The organism is Alicyclobacillus sp. TC, assembly GCF_016804365.1.
Lineage (GTDB): Bacteria > Bacillota > Bacilli > Alicyclobacillales > Alicyclobacillaceae > Alicyclobacillus_I > Alicyclobacillus_I tolerans.
In genome coordinates this window covers 1147538-1164537 of record NZ_CP044434.1, presented here as the reverse complement: position 1 = coordinate 1164537, position 17000 = coordinate 1147538, and the positions used below count along the sequence as shown (strand labels likewise).

Annotated in this window: 10 protein-coding genes, 1 pseudogene and 1 CRISPR repeat array; of the genes and pseudogenes, 3 read left to right on the top strand and 8 right to left on the bottom strand. The window is 44.8% G+C overall.

Features of this window, described 5'->3' with window-relative positions:
- Window positions 1-41 precede the first annotated feature (41 nt).
- The 3 genes from clpP to FY534_RS05585 form a co-directional block, all read right to left on the bottom strand.
- Complete coding sequence (gene clpP, locus FY534_RS05595; protein WP_072874735.1) at window positions 42-629, bottom strand: ATP-dependent Clp endopeptidase proteolytic subunit ClpP; 588 nt, start codon at window positions 627-629, stop codon at window positions 42-44.
- 124 nt (window positions 630-753) lie between these two features.
- On the bottom strand, window positions 754-2046 hold the full coding sequence (gene tig, locus FY534_RS05590; protein ID WP_203115388.1) for a trigger factor: 1293 nt from the start codon (window positions 2044-2046) through the stop codon (window positions 754-756).
- Between the two features lie 206 nt (window positions 2047-2252).
- Window positions 2253-3548 (bottom strand): methyl-accepting chemotaxis protein, encoded by a 1296-nt coding sequence (locus tag FY534_RS05585; protein ID WP_203115387.1) that lies wholly within the window; start codon window positions 3546-3548, stop codon window positions 2253-2255.
- A 393-nt stretch (window positions 3549-3941) separates the two neighbouring features.
- On the opposite strand from FY534_RS05585, the gene FY534_RS05580 reads away from it, so the two are divergent.
- Entirely contained in the window at window positions 3942-4277 is a 336-nt protein-coding gene (locus FY534_RS05580; protein ID WP_072874689.1) for a transposase, read from the top strand.
- Window positions 4278-4661: 384 nt separating this feature from the next.
- On the opposite strand, the gene FY534_RS05575 is transcribed toward FY534_RS05580, so the two are convergent.
- Entirely contained in the window at window positions 4662-5939 is a 1278-nt protein-coding gene (locus FY534_RS05575; RefSeq protein WP_203114238.1) for an IS110 family RNA-guided transposase, read from the bottom strand.
- A 24-nt stretch (window positions 5940-5963) separates the two neighbouring features.
- On the opposite strand from FY534_RS05575, the gene FY534_RS05570 reads away from it, so the two are divergent.
- Together FY534_RS05570 and FY534_RS05565 are read left to right on the top strand one after the other, a co-directional pair.
- Window positions 5964-6989: an IS3 family transposase gene (locus FY534_RS05570; RefSeq protein ID WP_238413456.1), complete on the top strand. Its 1026-nt coding sequence runs from the start codon at window positions 5964-5966 to the stop codon at window positions 6987-6989.
- Window positions 6990-7006: 17 nt separating this feature from the next.
- Window positions 7007-8151 (top strand): annotated as a pseudogene (locus tag FY534_RS05565) (IS256 family transposase); the annotation flags it as partial.
- Between the two features lie 78 nt (window positions 8152-8229).
- Window positions 8230-11038: direct repeats of the CRISPR family, unit length 36 nt; unit sequence GTCATAGTTCCCTCGCAAGCCTCGATATGGTATGAT.
- Between the two features lie 99 nt (window positions 11039-11137).
- On the opposite strand, the gene cas2 reads toward FY534_RS05565, so the two are convergent.
- The 4 genes from cas2 to FY534_RS05545 all read right to left on the bottom strand — a co-directional run bounded on the left by cas2 (window position 11138) and on the right by FY534_RS05545 (window position 16872).
- Window positions 11138-11446 carry a CRISPR-associated endonuclease Cas2 gene (gene cas2, locus FY534_RS05560; protein WP_203115542.1) on the bottom strand — a complete coding sequence of 103 codons (309 nt, stop codon included), beginning with the start codon at window positions 11444-11446 and terminating at the stop codon, window positions 11138-11140.
- Window positions 11447-11450: 4 nt separating this feature from the next.
- Window positions 11451-12374 carry a type II CRISPR-associated endonuclease Cas1 gene (gene cas1, locus FY534_RS05555; protein ID WP_238413683.1) on the bottom strand — a complete coding sequence of 308 codons (924 nt, stop codon included), beginning with the start codon at window positions 12372-12374 and terminating at the stop codon, window positions 11451-11453.
- On the bottom strand, window positions 12375-15821 hold the full coding sequence (gene cas9 / locus FY534_RS05550) for a type II CRISPR RNA-guided endonuclease Cas9 (protein WP_203115385.1): 3447 nt from the start codon (window positions 15819-15821) through the stop codon (window positions 12375-12377).
- Window positions 15822-16404: 583 nt separating this feature from the next.
- Window positions 16405-16872: a VOC family protein gene (locus tag FY534_RS05545; protein ID WP_203115384.1), complete on the bottom strand. Its 468-nt coding sequence runs from the start codon at window positions 16870-16872 to the stop codon at window positions 16405-16407.
- Window positions 16873-17000 lie beyond the last annotated feature (128 nt).

Sequence of the window (17000 nt, the reverse complement as noted above, 5' to 3'; positions counted from 1 at the left end):
GCGCGTTCCCTCCTTTACGGCAAATCGACCAACTTTTTCACTTACACATTGCCATGTTGAATGACATCGTCGATTAAACCGTACGCCTTGGCTTCTTGAGCAGACAGAAAATTGTCGCGGTCTGTATCTTGTTCAACTTTTTCAATGGGCTGTCCTGTTCTTTCTGCCAATATACTATTCAGCTTATCCTTGGTTTTGAGTATCCAATCGGCATGAATTTTTATATCTGATGCCTGACCTTGAACTCCTCCCAACGGTTGGTGGATCATAATCTCTGCATTCGGTAACGCAAATCGCTTACCTTTTTCGCCAGCCGCCAAAAGAAATGCACCCATACTGGCGGCCATGCCAATGCACATTGTGGATACTGCAGGTTTTATGTGTTGCATTGTATCATATATAGCAAGACCCGCTGTAACCGAACCACCAGGACTGTTAATGTACAATTGAATATCTCGATCAGGATCGTCTGCAGCTAAGAACAGTAACTGAGCAACTACGGAATTTGCAACATAGTCATCAATCGGTGTACCCAGCAAGATAATTCGATCTCGCAAAAGCCTGGAATATATATCGTAAGAACGTTCTCCTCGACTGGTTTGTTCAATAACGATGGGTGTTAAACTCATGTATACCCCTCCTTCTCCAAAAAAGAAAACCTCTGTTTTTGACAAGACAAGGCACGTTAACGTGCCTTGTCCGAACTATACCTTATCTCAACATCTAACTTCGTATTCCATATTATACCCAACATCAAACCAATTTGCTATTTTCCACAAGAAACTTAGCCACCCTGCTGTTTCTTAAATCATGGCGCATATTTTGCAACCCAGGATCGCGAAGATTCATCAATTGTTGAACTCGCTCTATCTCCATGTTAGCTTGTTCTGCAATTTTGGCTAGCTCAGACTGCAAATCTTCAGGAGTCGGTTCTAAACTCTCCTGCTTGGCAATTTCCTCTAAAACAAGTTCAATACGAACTCGTTTTTCAGCGCCTTCTTTAAACTGAGCACGCAACTCTTCCATGCTCGTACCTGTAAATTCAAGGTAAGCATCTAGCGGAATTTGTTGATACTGTAACTGACGAGCAAAATTGTCAACCTGATGGTCAATTTCATGTTCAACCATCACTTCTGGTAAATCAATGACAGCATTTTCAGTGGCTTTAGTTACTGCTTCATCCTCCAGATAGCGTTCCCTGTCAGCTTCAGCACGTTTTTCCAAAGACTCTTTCAAATCTGCCACGAATTCATCCACTGTTTGAAAATCACTAATTTCCTGAACAAACTCATCGTTTAATTCTCGAAGTACTTTGCGTTTAATATCATGTAATACAACTTCAAATTCGGCAGGCTTCGAAGCCAACGATTTGACATGATATTCTTCAGGAAATGTGACTTGAATAGTCCGAGTCTCACCTGGTTTCATGCCTATCAACTGATCTTCAAAACCAGCAATAAACATGCCCGAACCTATCTCTAACTGAAAGTTTTCAGCTTCCCCACCTTCAAAGGGTTCACCGTCGACTGTTCCTCGAAAATCAATACTGACTGTGTCGCCCTTTTCGACTTCACCGTCTTCTACCACCTCAATCTGAGCATGGCTAGAGCGAATATTATCAAGCTCTTCTTGAAGTGATTCATCTGTAACCTCAAACTTTTTATCTTCAATTTCAAGCCCTTTATACTCGCCAAGAGTAACTTCCGGCTTAACCACTACAGTCGCTTTGAATACAAAAGGTTTACCTTGTTCAGCTTGTAAATAATCTACTGATGGTCTATCTACGGGAAAAATACCAGTCTCTTTGACTGCAACGTCATAGGCGCGTGGCAACAAGTAATCAACCGCATCTTGATAGAGCGATTCCACTCCAAATTTCATTTCAAAAATTTTTCTTGGCACTTTGCCTTTGCGGAAACCTGGAACGTTTACTCGTTTAACCACTGATTTAAAAGCAACATCTAAAGCCGCTCCAAATTCTTCGCTCGGCAATTCCACTTCAAGAACACCGACATTTGTGCCGGTTTTTTCCCATTTTGCGGTCATAAAAAATAGTCCTCCTAACAACCTATGCAGTTCAGTCAAGTTGAACTGACATTTCCTAGAAATCAGAACATGATTCACTCAAGATACGATTGACATTCTACCATGTAAAACAGGCAAAAGGCAAGAATTCCTATTCTTAACAAACAGTGCTCTGCTCATTTATCATAATTAATATGGATTCAAGAACTTTCGACAAATCATATTTTTTAAACAATAAACAATCTCGCTTGATTAGCCAGCACCTGAGATGTATCGGTCAGCGAAGCAGATGATGCAGATACCTCTTCTGTACTGGCAAGTTGTTCCTGAGTAGTTGCAGCAATGGCTTGCAAACGTTCCGTCGTTTCTTTTACTGATATCCCCATAGACTCGATTTGTTTTTGTGTTTCTTCTGCTCTGTTGACTAGTAGGACTGTCTCTTCCGATACATCATCAACAACAGATTCTAGAGAATGTACAACATTTTCGATTTCACCGTATACGTTCAATGAATGTTCTACAACTTGTACACTTTCTACGACTTTATTGGCTGAATTAGCAGCAACTTGAACTACGCGCTGTACAGCTTCTAATAATGCTTCCACCATCTGTCTGATTTTTTCGGTAGCGCCGGAAGTATCATCTGCTAATTTTCTTACTTCTGTAGCTACTACAGCAAAGCCTCTCCCTAATTCACCAGCACGTGATGCTTCGATAGCAGCATTTAATGATAGTAGATTTGTTTGTTTTGAAATATTGGAAATCATTTCGGTAATGCGATGGATCTCTGAAACATCATTCGATAAGCGAGAAATTTCAACACCTAACTGTTTAATATCTTCCGCAACTTTATGCACTTCTAAAACAGCAGATTCCGTATTAGAGCGCCCTTGTCCAGTCGCTTCCACAGTGCGATCGACAACTTCGTTTACACGGTTCATAGCTAGTTCAATCTGCTTACAACCTTCAATCATTTTTTGAACACTTTTTTCTGTAATTGCCATAGTTTGATATTGTTGCTCTGCGTCTACGGATGCCTCCTGGATCACTAAAGCAACTTGCTCAGCCGCTTTAGCGTTTTCAGAAGCAACTGACTGAACGCTTTGCGCTTCACTCTCCACTTGGTTAGACGCCGATTGTACAGCTTGTAACAAACGACTAATCTCATCGGCCATTTCATTCATATGTACGGACAATCTTCCCAACTCATCTTTTGAACGAATGGCGACTCTATGCCGAAAATCCCCTTTTGCCCAACGACTAACCACTTCTATAATTTTATGTATATTGCGAATTACGATAAATTGAAAAGAGATAGCAATTAAAATGGTTGTCACAATAATACTGATGGCCGTATTGATGAGAGTCCCAGCTTGTGCGCTGACATGCAATCCCAGTCCATAACGCAGTTCATGCTCAATAAATGTAGAAATAGGTGCACTAATCAGCAATGAAATGACTGTTAATAAAATTAATTTTGTACGAATACCAAATAATATTTTTTGACGAAAAGAACTTTCCATTCATTCACGCTCCGTTTTTGCTTAATTCGATCTGCCAGTATAAATTTTCATCTACTAGAATGCCAATCTATTTTAAGATTACCATGGAGAACCAAAAACATAAATAGGAAGATAGAAGATAGGTAATAGGTAATAGGTAAAAGAATGTTGAATCGGGTCTGTCAATAATTTTGTGTAAACTCCCAATTCCTTAATGGGAGTAACAGATTGGGACGGTATTAAAATGGCGAAGGTTTCAAAGGGATTCTCAAAGCAGTTTATCAAGAAGAATGACCTGAAGCCCACGGAAGATGTGCAAGCCGCACTGCGAGATTTGTTCCTCTTAAGCCCCGAAATCAGGTTGGACAACCTCTCTAAAGTATAGGAGACTAGAAGCAACAGGAGGTTGTCTATATGGAACGACGGAAATTTTCATCACAGTTCAAGCAACAGATCGTCCAGGAATGTCTGGAAACTGGTAGTCCTACTATTGTGGCAAGGAAGCACGATCTAAATGCCAATATGGTTGGTAGATGGACTCGTGAGTTTAAGAAGACAGGTATAACGCCTGGAAAATCAAAAGGTATACCAACACATGTCACTTCAGATGATTACCAACAGGTCGTTGAAGAGCGTTCAGAGTTGGCTTCTGAGAATGATAAATTACGAAAGGCATTAGCTGATCAGGCACTCGAAAATCACATTTTGCGTGACCTGTTAAAAAAAGCCAACCCTCACTCCCTCAGATGATTAGCCTTTTCTCACGAATGCTCGCTCATTCGCAGGATTTCATTAACCTAGTTATAAGATGGATTGGGAATGAGGAGATACCTCGTAAGGCAGAACCGTTCGAGCGCGTGCGGGAACAGAAGGTGCAGTGCGTTTTAACAGCATCTTCCATATAGGTCCTTTGCTGCACGCTTCTCTCCACAAGGTCCCTGGGATTCACTCTCCCAAATCTCGACGGGTCTACGCCCTTACATTCCTTCGTCCTATCTATCCAAGGTGTGGAGTCCAATCAACGTTTGCGGAACGGGTCTGCTTTGCCCTAAAGTGAGGGTTTCTTGGTACTCCGTGCTTTCTTTGTGAAATCCTGCGAATGAGCCAATCTACGTGTCGAGACCCTCAGGTTTCTTAAGCTGCTAACGTAAGTTGGGCTTTATCTAAACTGAATTCTTCCCCTTGTCTGGCCATAGCGACGAGCATTCGAGCCAGTTTACCGATTAATTTCATGATGGATTGCATCTTGGTCATCCGTTTCACTTCAATGTTGTGTGTATGCAGGGCTTGAAACGCAGAATTGTGGGACAGCAGGCGAAACACAGTGAAGTAGAGGTGCTTGCGTAGTAGCGAATTGCCTCGCTTTGTGAGCTTTATTTTCCCCTTGTATTTACCAGAACTCTTCTCAGCGAGGTTCAAACCGGCTTTTCGCAGCAACTGGTTTCCATGAGACAGCTTACTTAAATCACCGCCAAAGGCTAAAATGGCAGCCGTTGCAGGAGCAGATACCCCGACGGACAGAACGAGTTCTGAACCAGGAATCTCGGGCAGCATCTTCTTAATCATCTCGTCAGCTTCCTCAACAATCCTCTGAATTCGTTCGTACTCATCCACCAAATGTGTTAGTTCCCATTTGTCTTCCTCCAGGGCGAAAGTGTCTCCAACACTGTGTCTGGCTAACTCAAGAAGTTCAATCGCCTTACGTTTTCCACGCAAACCACCAGGTCTCGACATGTACTCTCCCCAGATTTCTATCATTCGTTCTGGAGTAAGCTGTAGCAAGTCAGACGGCGTCGAGAACCGGCGCAATGTCGCTAGGGAACGAGCACTGAAAATATCCTCAAATGCTTGTCCATACTCAGGGAAACGAATATCCAGCCAACGATGGATACGGTTTTCGATCCGTCCACGTTCGATCACCCAGTGCTCCCTGTTTGTGACGACGACTCGGATCCGCCGGAATGCTTCGTCTTTTGGGGAAAAGGAGGCGTAGTATCCACGACTGACGGCATCTGCAATGACCAGTGCATCCTTGGGGTCATTTTTGGAAGGCGAATTATCTCTGTTTTCCTTGTTTCTTTTGGTGGTCAGTGGATTCACGAGTACAACGTCGATACCTTGTTTAACAAGCCAGTTAGCAAGGTTAAACCAGTAATGTCCGGTGCTCTCCATACCTATGATGACGTCGTCCATGCCATGGGTTGTCTGTAGCTTGCGAATTGTTCGTTCCAGATACTCAAAACCGGAGCGGTCATTTGAGAATATAATAGGCTTGTTGCTGAGGACGATTCCTCTAAAGTTAATAGCTTGTGCAGCGTGTCTCTCCTTGGCGATGTCGATACCAATGACAAGGGTTGTAGTGGAAATTCGTTCCACGCGTTGATTCTGCACTTTAACCAGTCTAGACTTCATATTAACGCCTCCTACGATGGGTTATTGAGGGCTACGACCCAGTACACACTTATCGTATCGGGGCGTTATTATTTCTACAAACTCTATTTCTTAGCTTCTACAGGAATGTTTGCGGATAAAATAGCTATTGCACACAAGTGGATCACAGCCGGGTATTCAGTCACCATCGTGCTGCGCATCGTGGGGGTTTCTAGGTCCACCTATTACTATCAGCAGACACATGAACCACAGCCGAGAACGACTGCTGGAGGGCGTCCTGTAACCGAATATACCTATACACAAGATGGCAGCAAGGTAAGTGACGAGCAGGCCAAGGAATGGATTATGAATGAAATAGAAGGAGATGGTTTTGCCTATGGATATCTCAAGTTAACCTATTTATTAAAGAGAAAGTACCAGTTGGTTATCAACAAGAAAAAGGTATATCGGCTTTGCAAGGAATTGAAGATCCTTAAGCCACAACGCAAATTGAAGGAAAAGCATCCTCGGAAATTGGCTAGAAACCGAGATATCACGGGTCCGAATCAATTGTTCGAAGTGGATATTAAGTATGGCTATATTACGGGTGAAGATCGATTCTTCTTCGTGCTGTCGTATATTGATGTGTATGACAGACAAATTGTGGACTACCATATTGGGTTGCGCTGCGAGGCTACAGATGCTGCAAATACACTGAAAAGTGCGCTCTGGAAACGAAAATTATACGGGAAATCCGAGTTGCCTGTAATTCGTTCCGACAATGGGCCACAGTTTGTCAGTCACCTGTTTGAATCCACATGTGAACAACTTGGGCTGGAGCATGAGCGGATACCGCCAAAGACACCAAATATGAATGCTCATATCGAATCTTTTCACAGGATACTGGAAGATGACTGTTTTTCTCGCTTTGAATTTGAGAGTTATACACAGGCATATCGGGAAGTGGTTTCATTCATGGAATATTACAATGAAAGAAGGATGCATTCCAGCCTGCACTACTTATCGCCGGTCGAGTTTCACAAAAAGCATTGTAATACCGGATTAAAACCGAAAGAAAATGTGAAAGTCTAAGAAAACGCTAGAAAAAGAGAGCTATGTCCAACTTACGGGTGTCAATCCGGTTCGCCAGCACGATGCAAGGAATGCTCGAGGCCGAGCTGGATACTCACTTGGGTTTTACGCTAAGCACGACACCAAAAACAAGACGACGGACAACAGCCGCAACGGACATAGCCGTAAGACCCTTACCGCCGAATACGGCGACGTAGAGATTTCAGTCCCCAGAGACCGCAAGGGCGAATTTGAGCCTAAAATCATTAAATAGAATCAGACCAACACTTTCGGCATCGAGGAGCAGGTTATTGCCTTGTATGCACGGGGTATGAGCACCATAGACATTCAGGCCCATCTTCACCAATTGTACGGACTAGACGTATCGCCCACACTCATCTCCAACCTCACGGACAAACTTCTTCCGATGAATAAAGAATGGCAAAGCCGGCCGCTGCAAACCGTGTATGCTGTGGTGTTTCTGGATGCTATCCACTACAAAGTGAAGCAGGATGACCAAGTGTTAAACAAAGCCGCCTACATGGTTGTAGGTATTGACCTTGAAGAACAAAAGGACGTGCTTGGCATCTGGATCGGTGAAAATGAATCTGCGAAGTTTTGGCTAACCGTTCTCAACGAACTGAAGAGCCGAGGCTTCGAAGATATTCTCATCACTTGCGTCGACAACCTGACTGGGTTCAGTGAAGCGATCGCAGCCTGTTATCCCAAGTCCGATATCCAGAAATGCGTGGTTCACCAGATTCGACATTCGCTCAAGTATGTGTCGTATAAGGACTACAAGCCCGTAACAGCGGCGCTAAAGCCCTTTTACAAAGCCAGTACTGAGGAAGTGCATCCCTGGAAGAACTGGATAAATTCGAGCAGACCTGGGGCATCAAATATCCACTTGTCGTGCGGTCCTGGCGCAGCAACTGGGATGAACTCGCCACTTTCTTCCGCTATCCGCCAGAGATGCGCCGGTTATCTATACGTCTAATCTGATTGAGGGCTACCAAAGGCAACTTCGTAAGGTAACCAAGGGAAAGTCATCTTCCCGACGAATGATTCTCTCACTAAGATGCTATACCTTGCCACGATGGAGGTTACGAAGCGCTGGATCATGCGGGTACAAAACTGGGGTCAGATTCTCAGTCCGTTTATGATATACTTTTTGATGGTATAGAAGGCTAAATTAACTAAAATTGTTCAAAAAAGTTTACACAAAATTATTGACAAACCCGTAGCAAACCTACTCATATCTATCATAGTTTACTCGCAAGCCTCGATATGGTATGATGCAACACTTTATATCCATTCAACCACCACTGTCATAGTTCCCTCGCAAGCCTCGATATGGTATGATCGAAGCCGATAAATCCAAAACATACTGATAGTCATAGTTCCCTCGCAAGCCTCGATATGGTATGATCTTCTCCACGTATCGAAGCGGACCATCGTGGTCATAGTTCCCTCGCAAGCCTCGATATGGTATGATCGATGAGACCTGCGATTGCTCCGACCCAACGTCATAGTTCCCTCGCAAGCCTCGATATGGTATGATTCAATATTTCAGCGAATGACCACACTTCACGTCATAGTTCCCTCGCAAGCCTCGATATGGTGTGATCCCACTTGAGTACGTTTGAAGTATTAAACAGTCATAGTTCCCTCGCAAGCCTCGATATGGTATGATTGTGATGATACAGTTTCCCGTCCCCTATGGGTCATAGTTCCCTCGCAAGCCTCGATATGGTATGATAAGTCGCAGCTACACCTTGGATACCTACGCAGTCATAGTTCCCTCGCAAGCCTCGATATGGTATGATTTATGAACACTTTCAACCTTTCAAACATGAGTCATAGTTCCCTCGCAAGCCTCGATATGGTATGATAAACTCTTGTGTGGTTTCTCCATCTTTCGTGTCATAGTTCCCTCGCAAGCCTCGATATGGTATGATGCAGGCGGCTATGAAACGTCCGCTCCAGACGTCATAGTTCCCTCGCAAGCCTCGATATGGTATGATCAGCCCGATTAGCGTAAATGTAAACGGCGGGTCATAGTTCCCTCGCAAGCCTCGATATGGTATGATAAAGGAATATCTTCCTGTGCAAATTTTCCAGTCATAGTTCCCTCGCAAGCCTCGATATGGTATGATGGAATTGCAAATAAAAACCCCGCCTTTTTGGTCATAGTTCCCTCGCAAGCCTCGATATGGTATGATCTACACAGATTATCGGTCGAGGCGTGACATGTCATAGTTCCCTCGCAAGCCTCGATATGGTATGATTCCGACAGGATTAACCGCCACGCTGAATACGTCATAGTTCCCTCGCAAGCCTCGATATGGTATGATCACCTCTTTTGGTGTATAATGGTCTCAAAGGTCATAGTTCCCTCGCAAGCCTCGATATGGTATGATTTACACGCCCGCAACCGGCGTGGGAAGCAGGTCATAGTTCCCTCGCAAGCCTCGATATGGTATGATAATGAGCGCAAGCGAAGTCACTTGCGCGACGTCATAGTTCCCTCGCAAGCCTCGATATGGTATGATACGGCTAAAAGCATGCCGCGATGTTCCGCTGTCATAGTTCCCTCGCAAGCCTCGATATGGTATGATTAGCCGATTGAGCATTCGAAGCATTAAACAGTCATAGTTCCCTCGCAAGCCTCGATATGGTATGATGTCGACCAAAGTGGCGAAAATGTCGACCAAGTCATAGTTCCCTCGCAAGCCTCGATATGGTATGATTGAAAACTCTATCGTTTGGCAAGTTCCCGAGTCATAGTTCCCTCGCAAGCCTCGATATGGTATGATGCTACTAGAATGCAATAGCCCAGATGTCTTGTCATAGTTCCCTCGCAAGCCTCGATATGGTATGATAGGTATCCCTCCTGATGGTGTAACGACTTGGTCATAGTTCCCTCGCAAGCCTCGATATGGTATGATATGCGGGAACGGATACCGCTATCGGCGTACGTCATAGTTCCCTCGCAAGCCTCGATATGGTATGATGACCTGTCGGCACTTGAAGCGCAAAACTACGTCATAGTTCCCTCGCAAGCCTCGATATGGTATGATAGCACCCATCGCACTAGCCGATTCTCTACTGTCATAGTTCCCTCGCAAGCCTCGATATGGTATGATCGAGTGGGTCTATCAACGAGGCAATACGGTGTCATAGTTCCCTCGCAAGCCTCGATATGGTATGATTTGCACCTGCCACGGATGCTTCCCTAAGGCGTCATAGTTCCCTCGCAAGCCTCGATATGGTATGATACCACAATCGCATGTGAATGTTTCTCCGCGGTCATAGTTCCCTCGCAAGCCTCGATATGGTATGATCACTACATGGCCTCCATCGGCCAACCAAGGGTCATAGTTCCCTCGCAAGCCTCGATATGGTATGATTATGGAAAACCTGATCATAGCTCTGGTGGAGTCATAGTTCCCTCGCAAGCCTCGATATGGTATGATAGGTTGGACTCAAGCTTTTGTTGCCCAACAGTCATAGTTCCCTCGCAAGCCTCGATATGGTATGATGCTCTAACAACGCAATATCGCATCGAAAGTGTCATAGTTCCCTCGCAAGCCTCGATATGGTATGATGCAGGATGCTGCTCCGCATCAAGCAGAAGAGTCATAGTTCCCTCGCAAGCCTCGATATGGTATGATATCGAGGAGTTTTTAGGGGCTAATTGAAAGGTCATAGTTCCCTCGCAAGCCTCGATATGGTATGATAACGCAAAAAAGACGGTGGTCGAAGTGGATGTCATAGTTCCCTCGCAAGCCTCGATATGGTATGATAAAGGATTTCGCAAGGTTACCTAAACTATTGTCATAGTTCCCTCGCAAGCCTCGATATGGTATGATCGTTGCACTGCTCGGTGTTTGCCAGCGAGAGTCATAGTTCCCTCGCAAGCCTCGATATGGTATGATAACGCTTGCAGAATTTTTCACCGATGACACGTCATAGTTCCCTCGCAAGCCTCGATATGGTATGATCGTGAGCGCCATCGCTAAAAAGGCATCATTGTCATAGTTCCCTCGCAAGCCTCGATATGGTATGATGCGTTATCGTCCAATCTCCTGTGGTATAAGGGATTGGACGATTCTTTTTTTTTTTAAAAGAAATATCCACGCTGTTTTTCATCGCTTGTCATACACTTTTCAAAAAAGTAGCAACTGTTCACTTTGCATTTTCCGTTCATTTGGCACATAGTTGCCGACAAGAATTTTCATTCTCATGAACTGCTTCTCCGTGACCAATAGTGTTCGAATTGAACCTTTCTCAGGTAAATGAGCTTGAAGGCGTCGCTCGTGTTTTTCGGCCATCTCATAACTACCGCAGATACGGCAATAACAGGAATACTGCATCATATAGTACCCATCATGAAGCAAAAACTGTCGAAACTGGGTTGCTGCCTTTCGTTCAGCTTTTGTAGTCACTGGCAAATCAAAAAGTACTATAAGCCGCATAATCCTACTCATAAACCCCCATCTGTACCTCCGTCAACCTTGGCAATTGCAAAGCATTTGGGTCTTCCGTCGATATAGCATTCGAAAAGCTGGAAACCATAGCTTCAATGCTTGCAGTCAGATCGTATCGTTCATTTTCCAGCCAAACCATTTGCGTAAGAATCTGCATTAAACGTCTTTTATGCAATTTTGAAAGTACCGGCGAGTCAACATCGAGCTCTGTTACCACTATGTAATCGACGATAGGGCGATATGGTTCCATGAGATCATCTGCAAGGTTAAAATTGTTGAGTTCACTGTGATGTTGCAGGCCAATGGAAGGTTGGAATCCAAAGGCACACAAGCTTCGAGCGACCTGCCCCCGCACCAGCGCATACCCGTAGTTTATCGCTGAGTTTATAAAATCATCAGACCCTCGCTTAAATGTTTTACCGAATAAGTGTTTGAAGTACATCCTAGCTGCTTGGGACTCCATGGATCCCTTATCCCCAGAGGAAACCCTGTTTGCAAATGCAAGTAACCCCTCTTCACCACTACAACCACACAGGGATAAGCAAGCAGCTTGATTCTCAATTTTACGGCGCACAATAGCCTGCCAGAGACGTTTGACAAGAGGACGCTTCATGTCAAGCTGCGAGCGCATAATTTTTGGTCCTCGCGAATGCTGACCATAAGGCAAAAGTACGCCATTTGGTAAATGCTTATCGTCGCAAGTAAATACAGCAATCCGAAACTCAGCCAGTCTTGCTAGGAGGGCCGACGTAATGATACTCTGTCGATCCTCCAACATAAGAGTGCGAATATCCTCCAAAGGAATGGTATATTTACACATTTCTCCAGTGATCTCGTCCTCCTGATGTATGACAAGCTGGCTATTTCGACAACTTAGCTTGGCAGAGCGTGTCACCATCACATGTCTATGAGACAATCATTTCCCCTTCCTTCTAACACAAAATGGCATACGCTGTTCCTTATGAACTGGATAGGTGCCGCCAAGAACATCGACTACGTATTTGTCAAAAATTTCTAATTTTTGTACACCGAGAGTGATTTCACCCAAATCATCATGTGTTTTCAATGTAATATTCGCGTTCGAGATATTTGCGCCTGCGTAGTACATAAGGCGGCACCCTATCGGTTCTTTTGAACCATCCTTATAAGTTATATCCACTTCCTTGATAGGTTTAATCATTACCGGGTCGTTTGGATATAAACTAAACTTGAATCGATACGTTTCATCCAAAACCCGCCATTCCGAATATGGTTTGTGCGCAGTGGCTAAAAGATTCGGGAGCTCTTGTTTCAGGACGTCCGATACATACACCGGCACATAATAGTGTTTTCCACCCTTTTCGAAGATATCAATTCTCACCATTCTGCCATTTTCGGCAATGCCTCGACCACCGTGAACCGGAACACCAATCGTCAAAGGTTCTTGTACCTTGACCTTTCTGACTGGCGTTTGAACATTTCCATCCTTAGAAATCTTATACACAGGTTCTTTGAAAGCTTCCCTTGCATCGCCGCTAAATTGTACAAGTCGTGAGCGAAGAGTTTCATAAAGTTGCCGATCATCTTCAGGACGAAAATAGTTTTTAATTTCTTTGTCTTCCGTGAGTTTTAGTTCTGAGAGATTAACTTTAGAGATGATAACCTGAATTTCTATTCCCTTCTTGTTGTCTAGACGAACCTTTCGCGGACTACGGACGGTTTCTTTGTGCGCAGGGCCTGTGATCTTTCTCGTCGGCATCCTCGAGACGAAAATAGGATGAATCGATTCACTTTCCAAATACGTTAAAAGGCCAATTGCGCGAATGTTTTTAGCCGGATCGTCACTGAGCCTGGCCAACAACTCGTCTCGGAAACATGGCCATGGTTCCAATCTTTCATGTGGAAGAAACTTATGTTCATCAAAGGACTCCCAGGTAAACTTTTCCCCCGTCTCCACGTCTATGTATTGCGAGGTGTTCTGATTTTCGTTGGTCTGCTTCATATAACGGTTGCGGTCAGCGAGCGCGTTACGCTTAAATTTGTCATATTTCGTGACACGTTGAATGAGCGAATCCCCAATGCACGCAACAATGACTGCGTCGGCTGCATGATGTTTATCTCCGGCCTCCCGATCCTTAGTCAGCCCCCACCGCGCCCGCATATATGCTGTAACGGCACCATTGACACAGATCACACGCTTCGACCGTTTAGAGGCTGTTTCATCGAACAGCAGCCACTTTTGTATATGATTCATCAGAGCTCGCGTGATGTACCGAGTGTCCGTAAGGTTTCTCTCACGAAATTCCTCCTGTTCCAAATCGACCGCACGCTTGTCCATTAACAGGAAATTCTTCTTTTTCAGCGGCAGATGGAGGGTATGAACCAACGCTATCAACTTGGCTTTCTGGTCCGGCTTATCTTGCAGGTACTCCAACGGCGTTCGATTTCCTTTTTTTCGATTTTGTTCGGCCTTGACAAGAACTTTGTTATCGTAACTGTCATCAAATGAAACGCCATACGGTATTATATGATCAACCTCAGCGTATCCTGGTTCAAATAAGCGGCTCAGTTCCAATGTTTCTCCCGAATACATGCAAAGGCCTTGTTGTTGTTTAAACAGCTTATATTTCACAATGTCACGTCCAGTCACGTGTATGATGCCTAGGTTCTCACGAATCTCCGCCTTAATCTGCTCGTTGTTTTTTTGATTCTCCTTCTGAGCTTTTTCAAGCTTACGTCTTTCATCCAGATTCTTGGACATCTCCCGCGCCAACTCAATGTGAATCGATTCAGGTGAACCATATTTACGGATCACCGCATTGATAACCTTAATCGCTTGGGAAATACCTCGCCGGACAACAGGGTTCGTAACTTCCCCTTCATCCATAGGCGGTATAAGCTTCTGTTTCTGCAGCTCCTCTTGCCCTTGAAACTGGTAGCCTGCTAGCTTACATGCTTCATCGTAACCATAGCCATTCTCCAAAAAGGGAAGGATCTTACGAATTGCTTTGAAAGATAAATGACCAAATTTCACGCCATTCAATGCCAATAATTCCTTAATTACATTGTCAGACAATCCGAGTTTCGAAAGCTCAATTCTTCGATTGTCGTCGCTTTTCCAGACGGATAAGATCCAACCTATTTGGTCGAGTGTTTCATGTGGAATATCCTGAATTGACATATCCGCATGTTGCAATGCCTTTCTCACATCATGATAAAACTTGAGTTCGACAAACACTGCGTCCTCTGTCTTTTCACGTGCACGATTCGTTCCATATGTCAGACCAGAGAAAGTGTCAACGTCCTGCATGCCCAACAATTTGCGAAGCTTTGAATACGTAATTTTTGTTTGTTCATACGCGCACTGAATTATGCGAGATCTCTCATCCTCTGTAAGCTCACTCAGATACCTTCCGCCATCGTCATTCTGTCGGTAGATTCTAAGATTTAAAACTTTAGTAAGGAGTTGAAATCGTTCAAAGGAATACGAACTACGGGGAGCCCGCTTTTCACGTTGCTCGCGTTCAAACGTGCAAATACCTACCATTCTTTCATAGATGCTTTGCCTCACTCCGCTCGCAGAGACCAAACCCTGTCCGTACGGACTATTCCCACCAGGACCGTCGTCAAAGTTACGTTGCGAACAAAGAATTTGCAGATATGCATCTTCTAGCGCTTCGCTCATCAAATTGTTTCCCAGTGCACGTTGGGCGGTGAAAATCGCACGAACCTCTTCCACAATTGCTTGTCGGGAGACCGTATGCCGATACTCACCAGCCTTATTCCTCACATTCGATACATAACTGTGACTCCGACCGTGAATGAATTTCCCCTCCGAATTTGTTATAGTTGCTTCAGAAACAAGCATTTCTGCGACCGTTCGGTATCCCTTGGTTTCCATCCGGGCTTCATTTTCCTGCAAAGCTTTTAGCAATTTCCCGGCATCCGAATCCTTTAATTCTGATTTCCGATTGGACTGAAATCCGCGACGATGCGCGATATGAATCAGCACTCTCGCTATTTCTTCTGCTGTAAGACGTCTATCAAGACCGGAAACACGAAGTGCATACACATCAGGAGAGGGTGTTCGTTGCGTATAAAGGGCTTCAATTTGTTCTACCGAAATAATCCCCTGCTGTTCTAACAATCGCTTTACACGCCATAGACGATGCCGACGGCGTCGCACACGACGTCGTGCACTGCGCGCTTCACGACGTGGAAGAGCCAATGACGCACCTGTCTTGCTGTCTTCTGCCTTATCAAAAATACGCACCCCGAGGTCTTGGATGCGAATGGGTTTTAATCCGCTTTCATCTTTCTCAAGAGCGACAACGGCCCAACCAACGGATGTAATGCCAATGTCCAGTCCTAGTCGATACAGCATCAATATCCCCCCGAGTTAAATATCTCCGTAAACGTAGATGACCCGCATTCATTGGAATGCGGGTCAGTGCTTTGCGGCCTGCTGCCTTATCATAGCAACCTCGCAAGCCTTGATATGGTATGATATGCCTCTACTTCTAGATTATATGATTACAAGAAAAAAGTCAATACTACGCGATCACTCAGCTAAAATCTTACCGAAAGGGTATCGGCTCACTCAAACAGAAATCTTACCGAAGGGATCGATGTGCGGATGTCCATGCAGAGTCGGCAAGAGTACCTGAGTACGATGCGCGTGCGTTACCTTAAGGCACGCAAAAGGCAAGAGAAATCGCAGATTTTGGATGAGTTGGAGCGAACCCTGGGATACGCGCGGAAGTACGCGATTGCCACTATGAAACCCAAACTGGAGCACGATAAACCGCCCGCTAAGCGTACTCGCTCTCTTCGGTATAGGGATGTGATGCCCATCGTTCAAATCGTTTGGGAAGCACTCGACTATCCTTGTGAGCTCTCTCCAAGTTTCGAACCACTAGATGTGCCTCGTAGAATGTTCCCATCTGCATCATACCTAGCCACCCGCTTTACAAATGGTTGGCATTTAGCCACTGTTTGAGTGTCATACCATCATGATAAACCACATCCTCGGCGTCCAGTTTGAGCGGCGTGATGAACTCCAATGAGTTCCCGTCCGGATCATCAAAGTAAATGGCAGCATGGTAATGAGTATCATTGCAGAGGATTAGGGGTTGATCTTCCCCGGATACACCGAAGGCCTCACGGGCTTGAATTCCCCGAGTTCTCAACCATTTCTGCACACGTTTCAGGTCTTCTAACTCCACGTAGAAAGCCACATGTCGAATGGATGGATGGTATGGTGTTTTAGCATGTTCCGATAGCCAGAGCCCGAGCCAACTCTTGCCCTTCTCAATCCAAAAGAATGTGACTCGTGGACCTTGATATGCTAGTTCCAAATCAAGCCCATGGTAAAACTCTATAGACTTCTCCATGTCGATCACCGGCAAGTGCGCTTCGTACAATCCCTTTATCACATTCACGCCTCCTTCGAAACAATCTTTATAATTAGATCCGTCGGCAATATCGCAACAAGACATAATTCTCTTCTTCCAATGAGGCGTAAGCCTTTCGCTCGCCTTGCAGCTTGAAACCTCGAGATTCG

What these genes read in the sequence shown, in the direction of transcription:
- clpP (WP_072874735.1), bottom strand. Translation starts at nt 629, where the DNA reads ATGAGTTTAACACCCATCGTTATTGAACAAACCAGTCGAGGAGAACGT.
- tig (WP_203115388.1), bottom strand. Translation starts at nt 2,046, where the DNA reads ATGACCGCAAAATGGGAAAAAACCGGCACAAATGTCGGTGTTCTTGAA.
- FY534_RS05585 (WP_203115387.1), bottom strand. Translation starts at nt 3,548, where the DNA reads ATGGAAAGTTCTTTTCGTCAAAAAATATTATTTGGTATTCGTACAAAA.
- FY534_RS05580 (WP_072874689.1), top strand. Translation starts at nt 3,942, where the DNA reads ATGGAACGACGGAAATTTTCATCACAGTTCAAGCAACAGATCGTCCAG.
- FY534_RS05575 (WP_203114238.1), bottom strand. Translation starts at nt 5,939, where the DNA reads ATGAAGTCTAGACTGGTTAAAGTGCAGAATCAACGCGTGGAACGAATT.
- cas2 (WP_203115542.1), bottom strand. Translation starts at nt 11,446, where the DNA reads ATGCGGCTTATAGTACTTTTTGATTTGCCAGTGACTACAAAAGCTGAA.
- cas9 (WP_203115385.1), bottom strand. Translation starts at nt 15,821, where the DNA reads ATGCTGTATCGACTAGGACTGGACATTGGCATTACATCCGTTGGTTGG.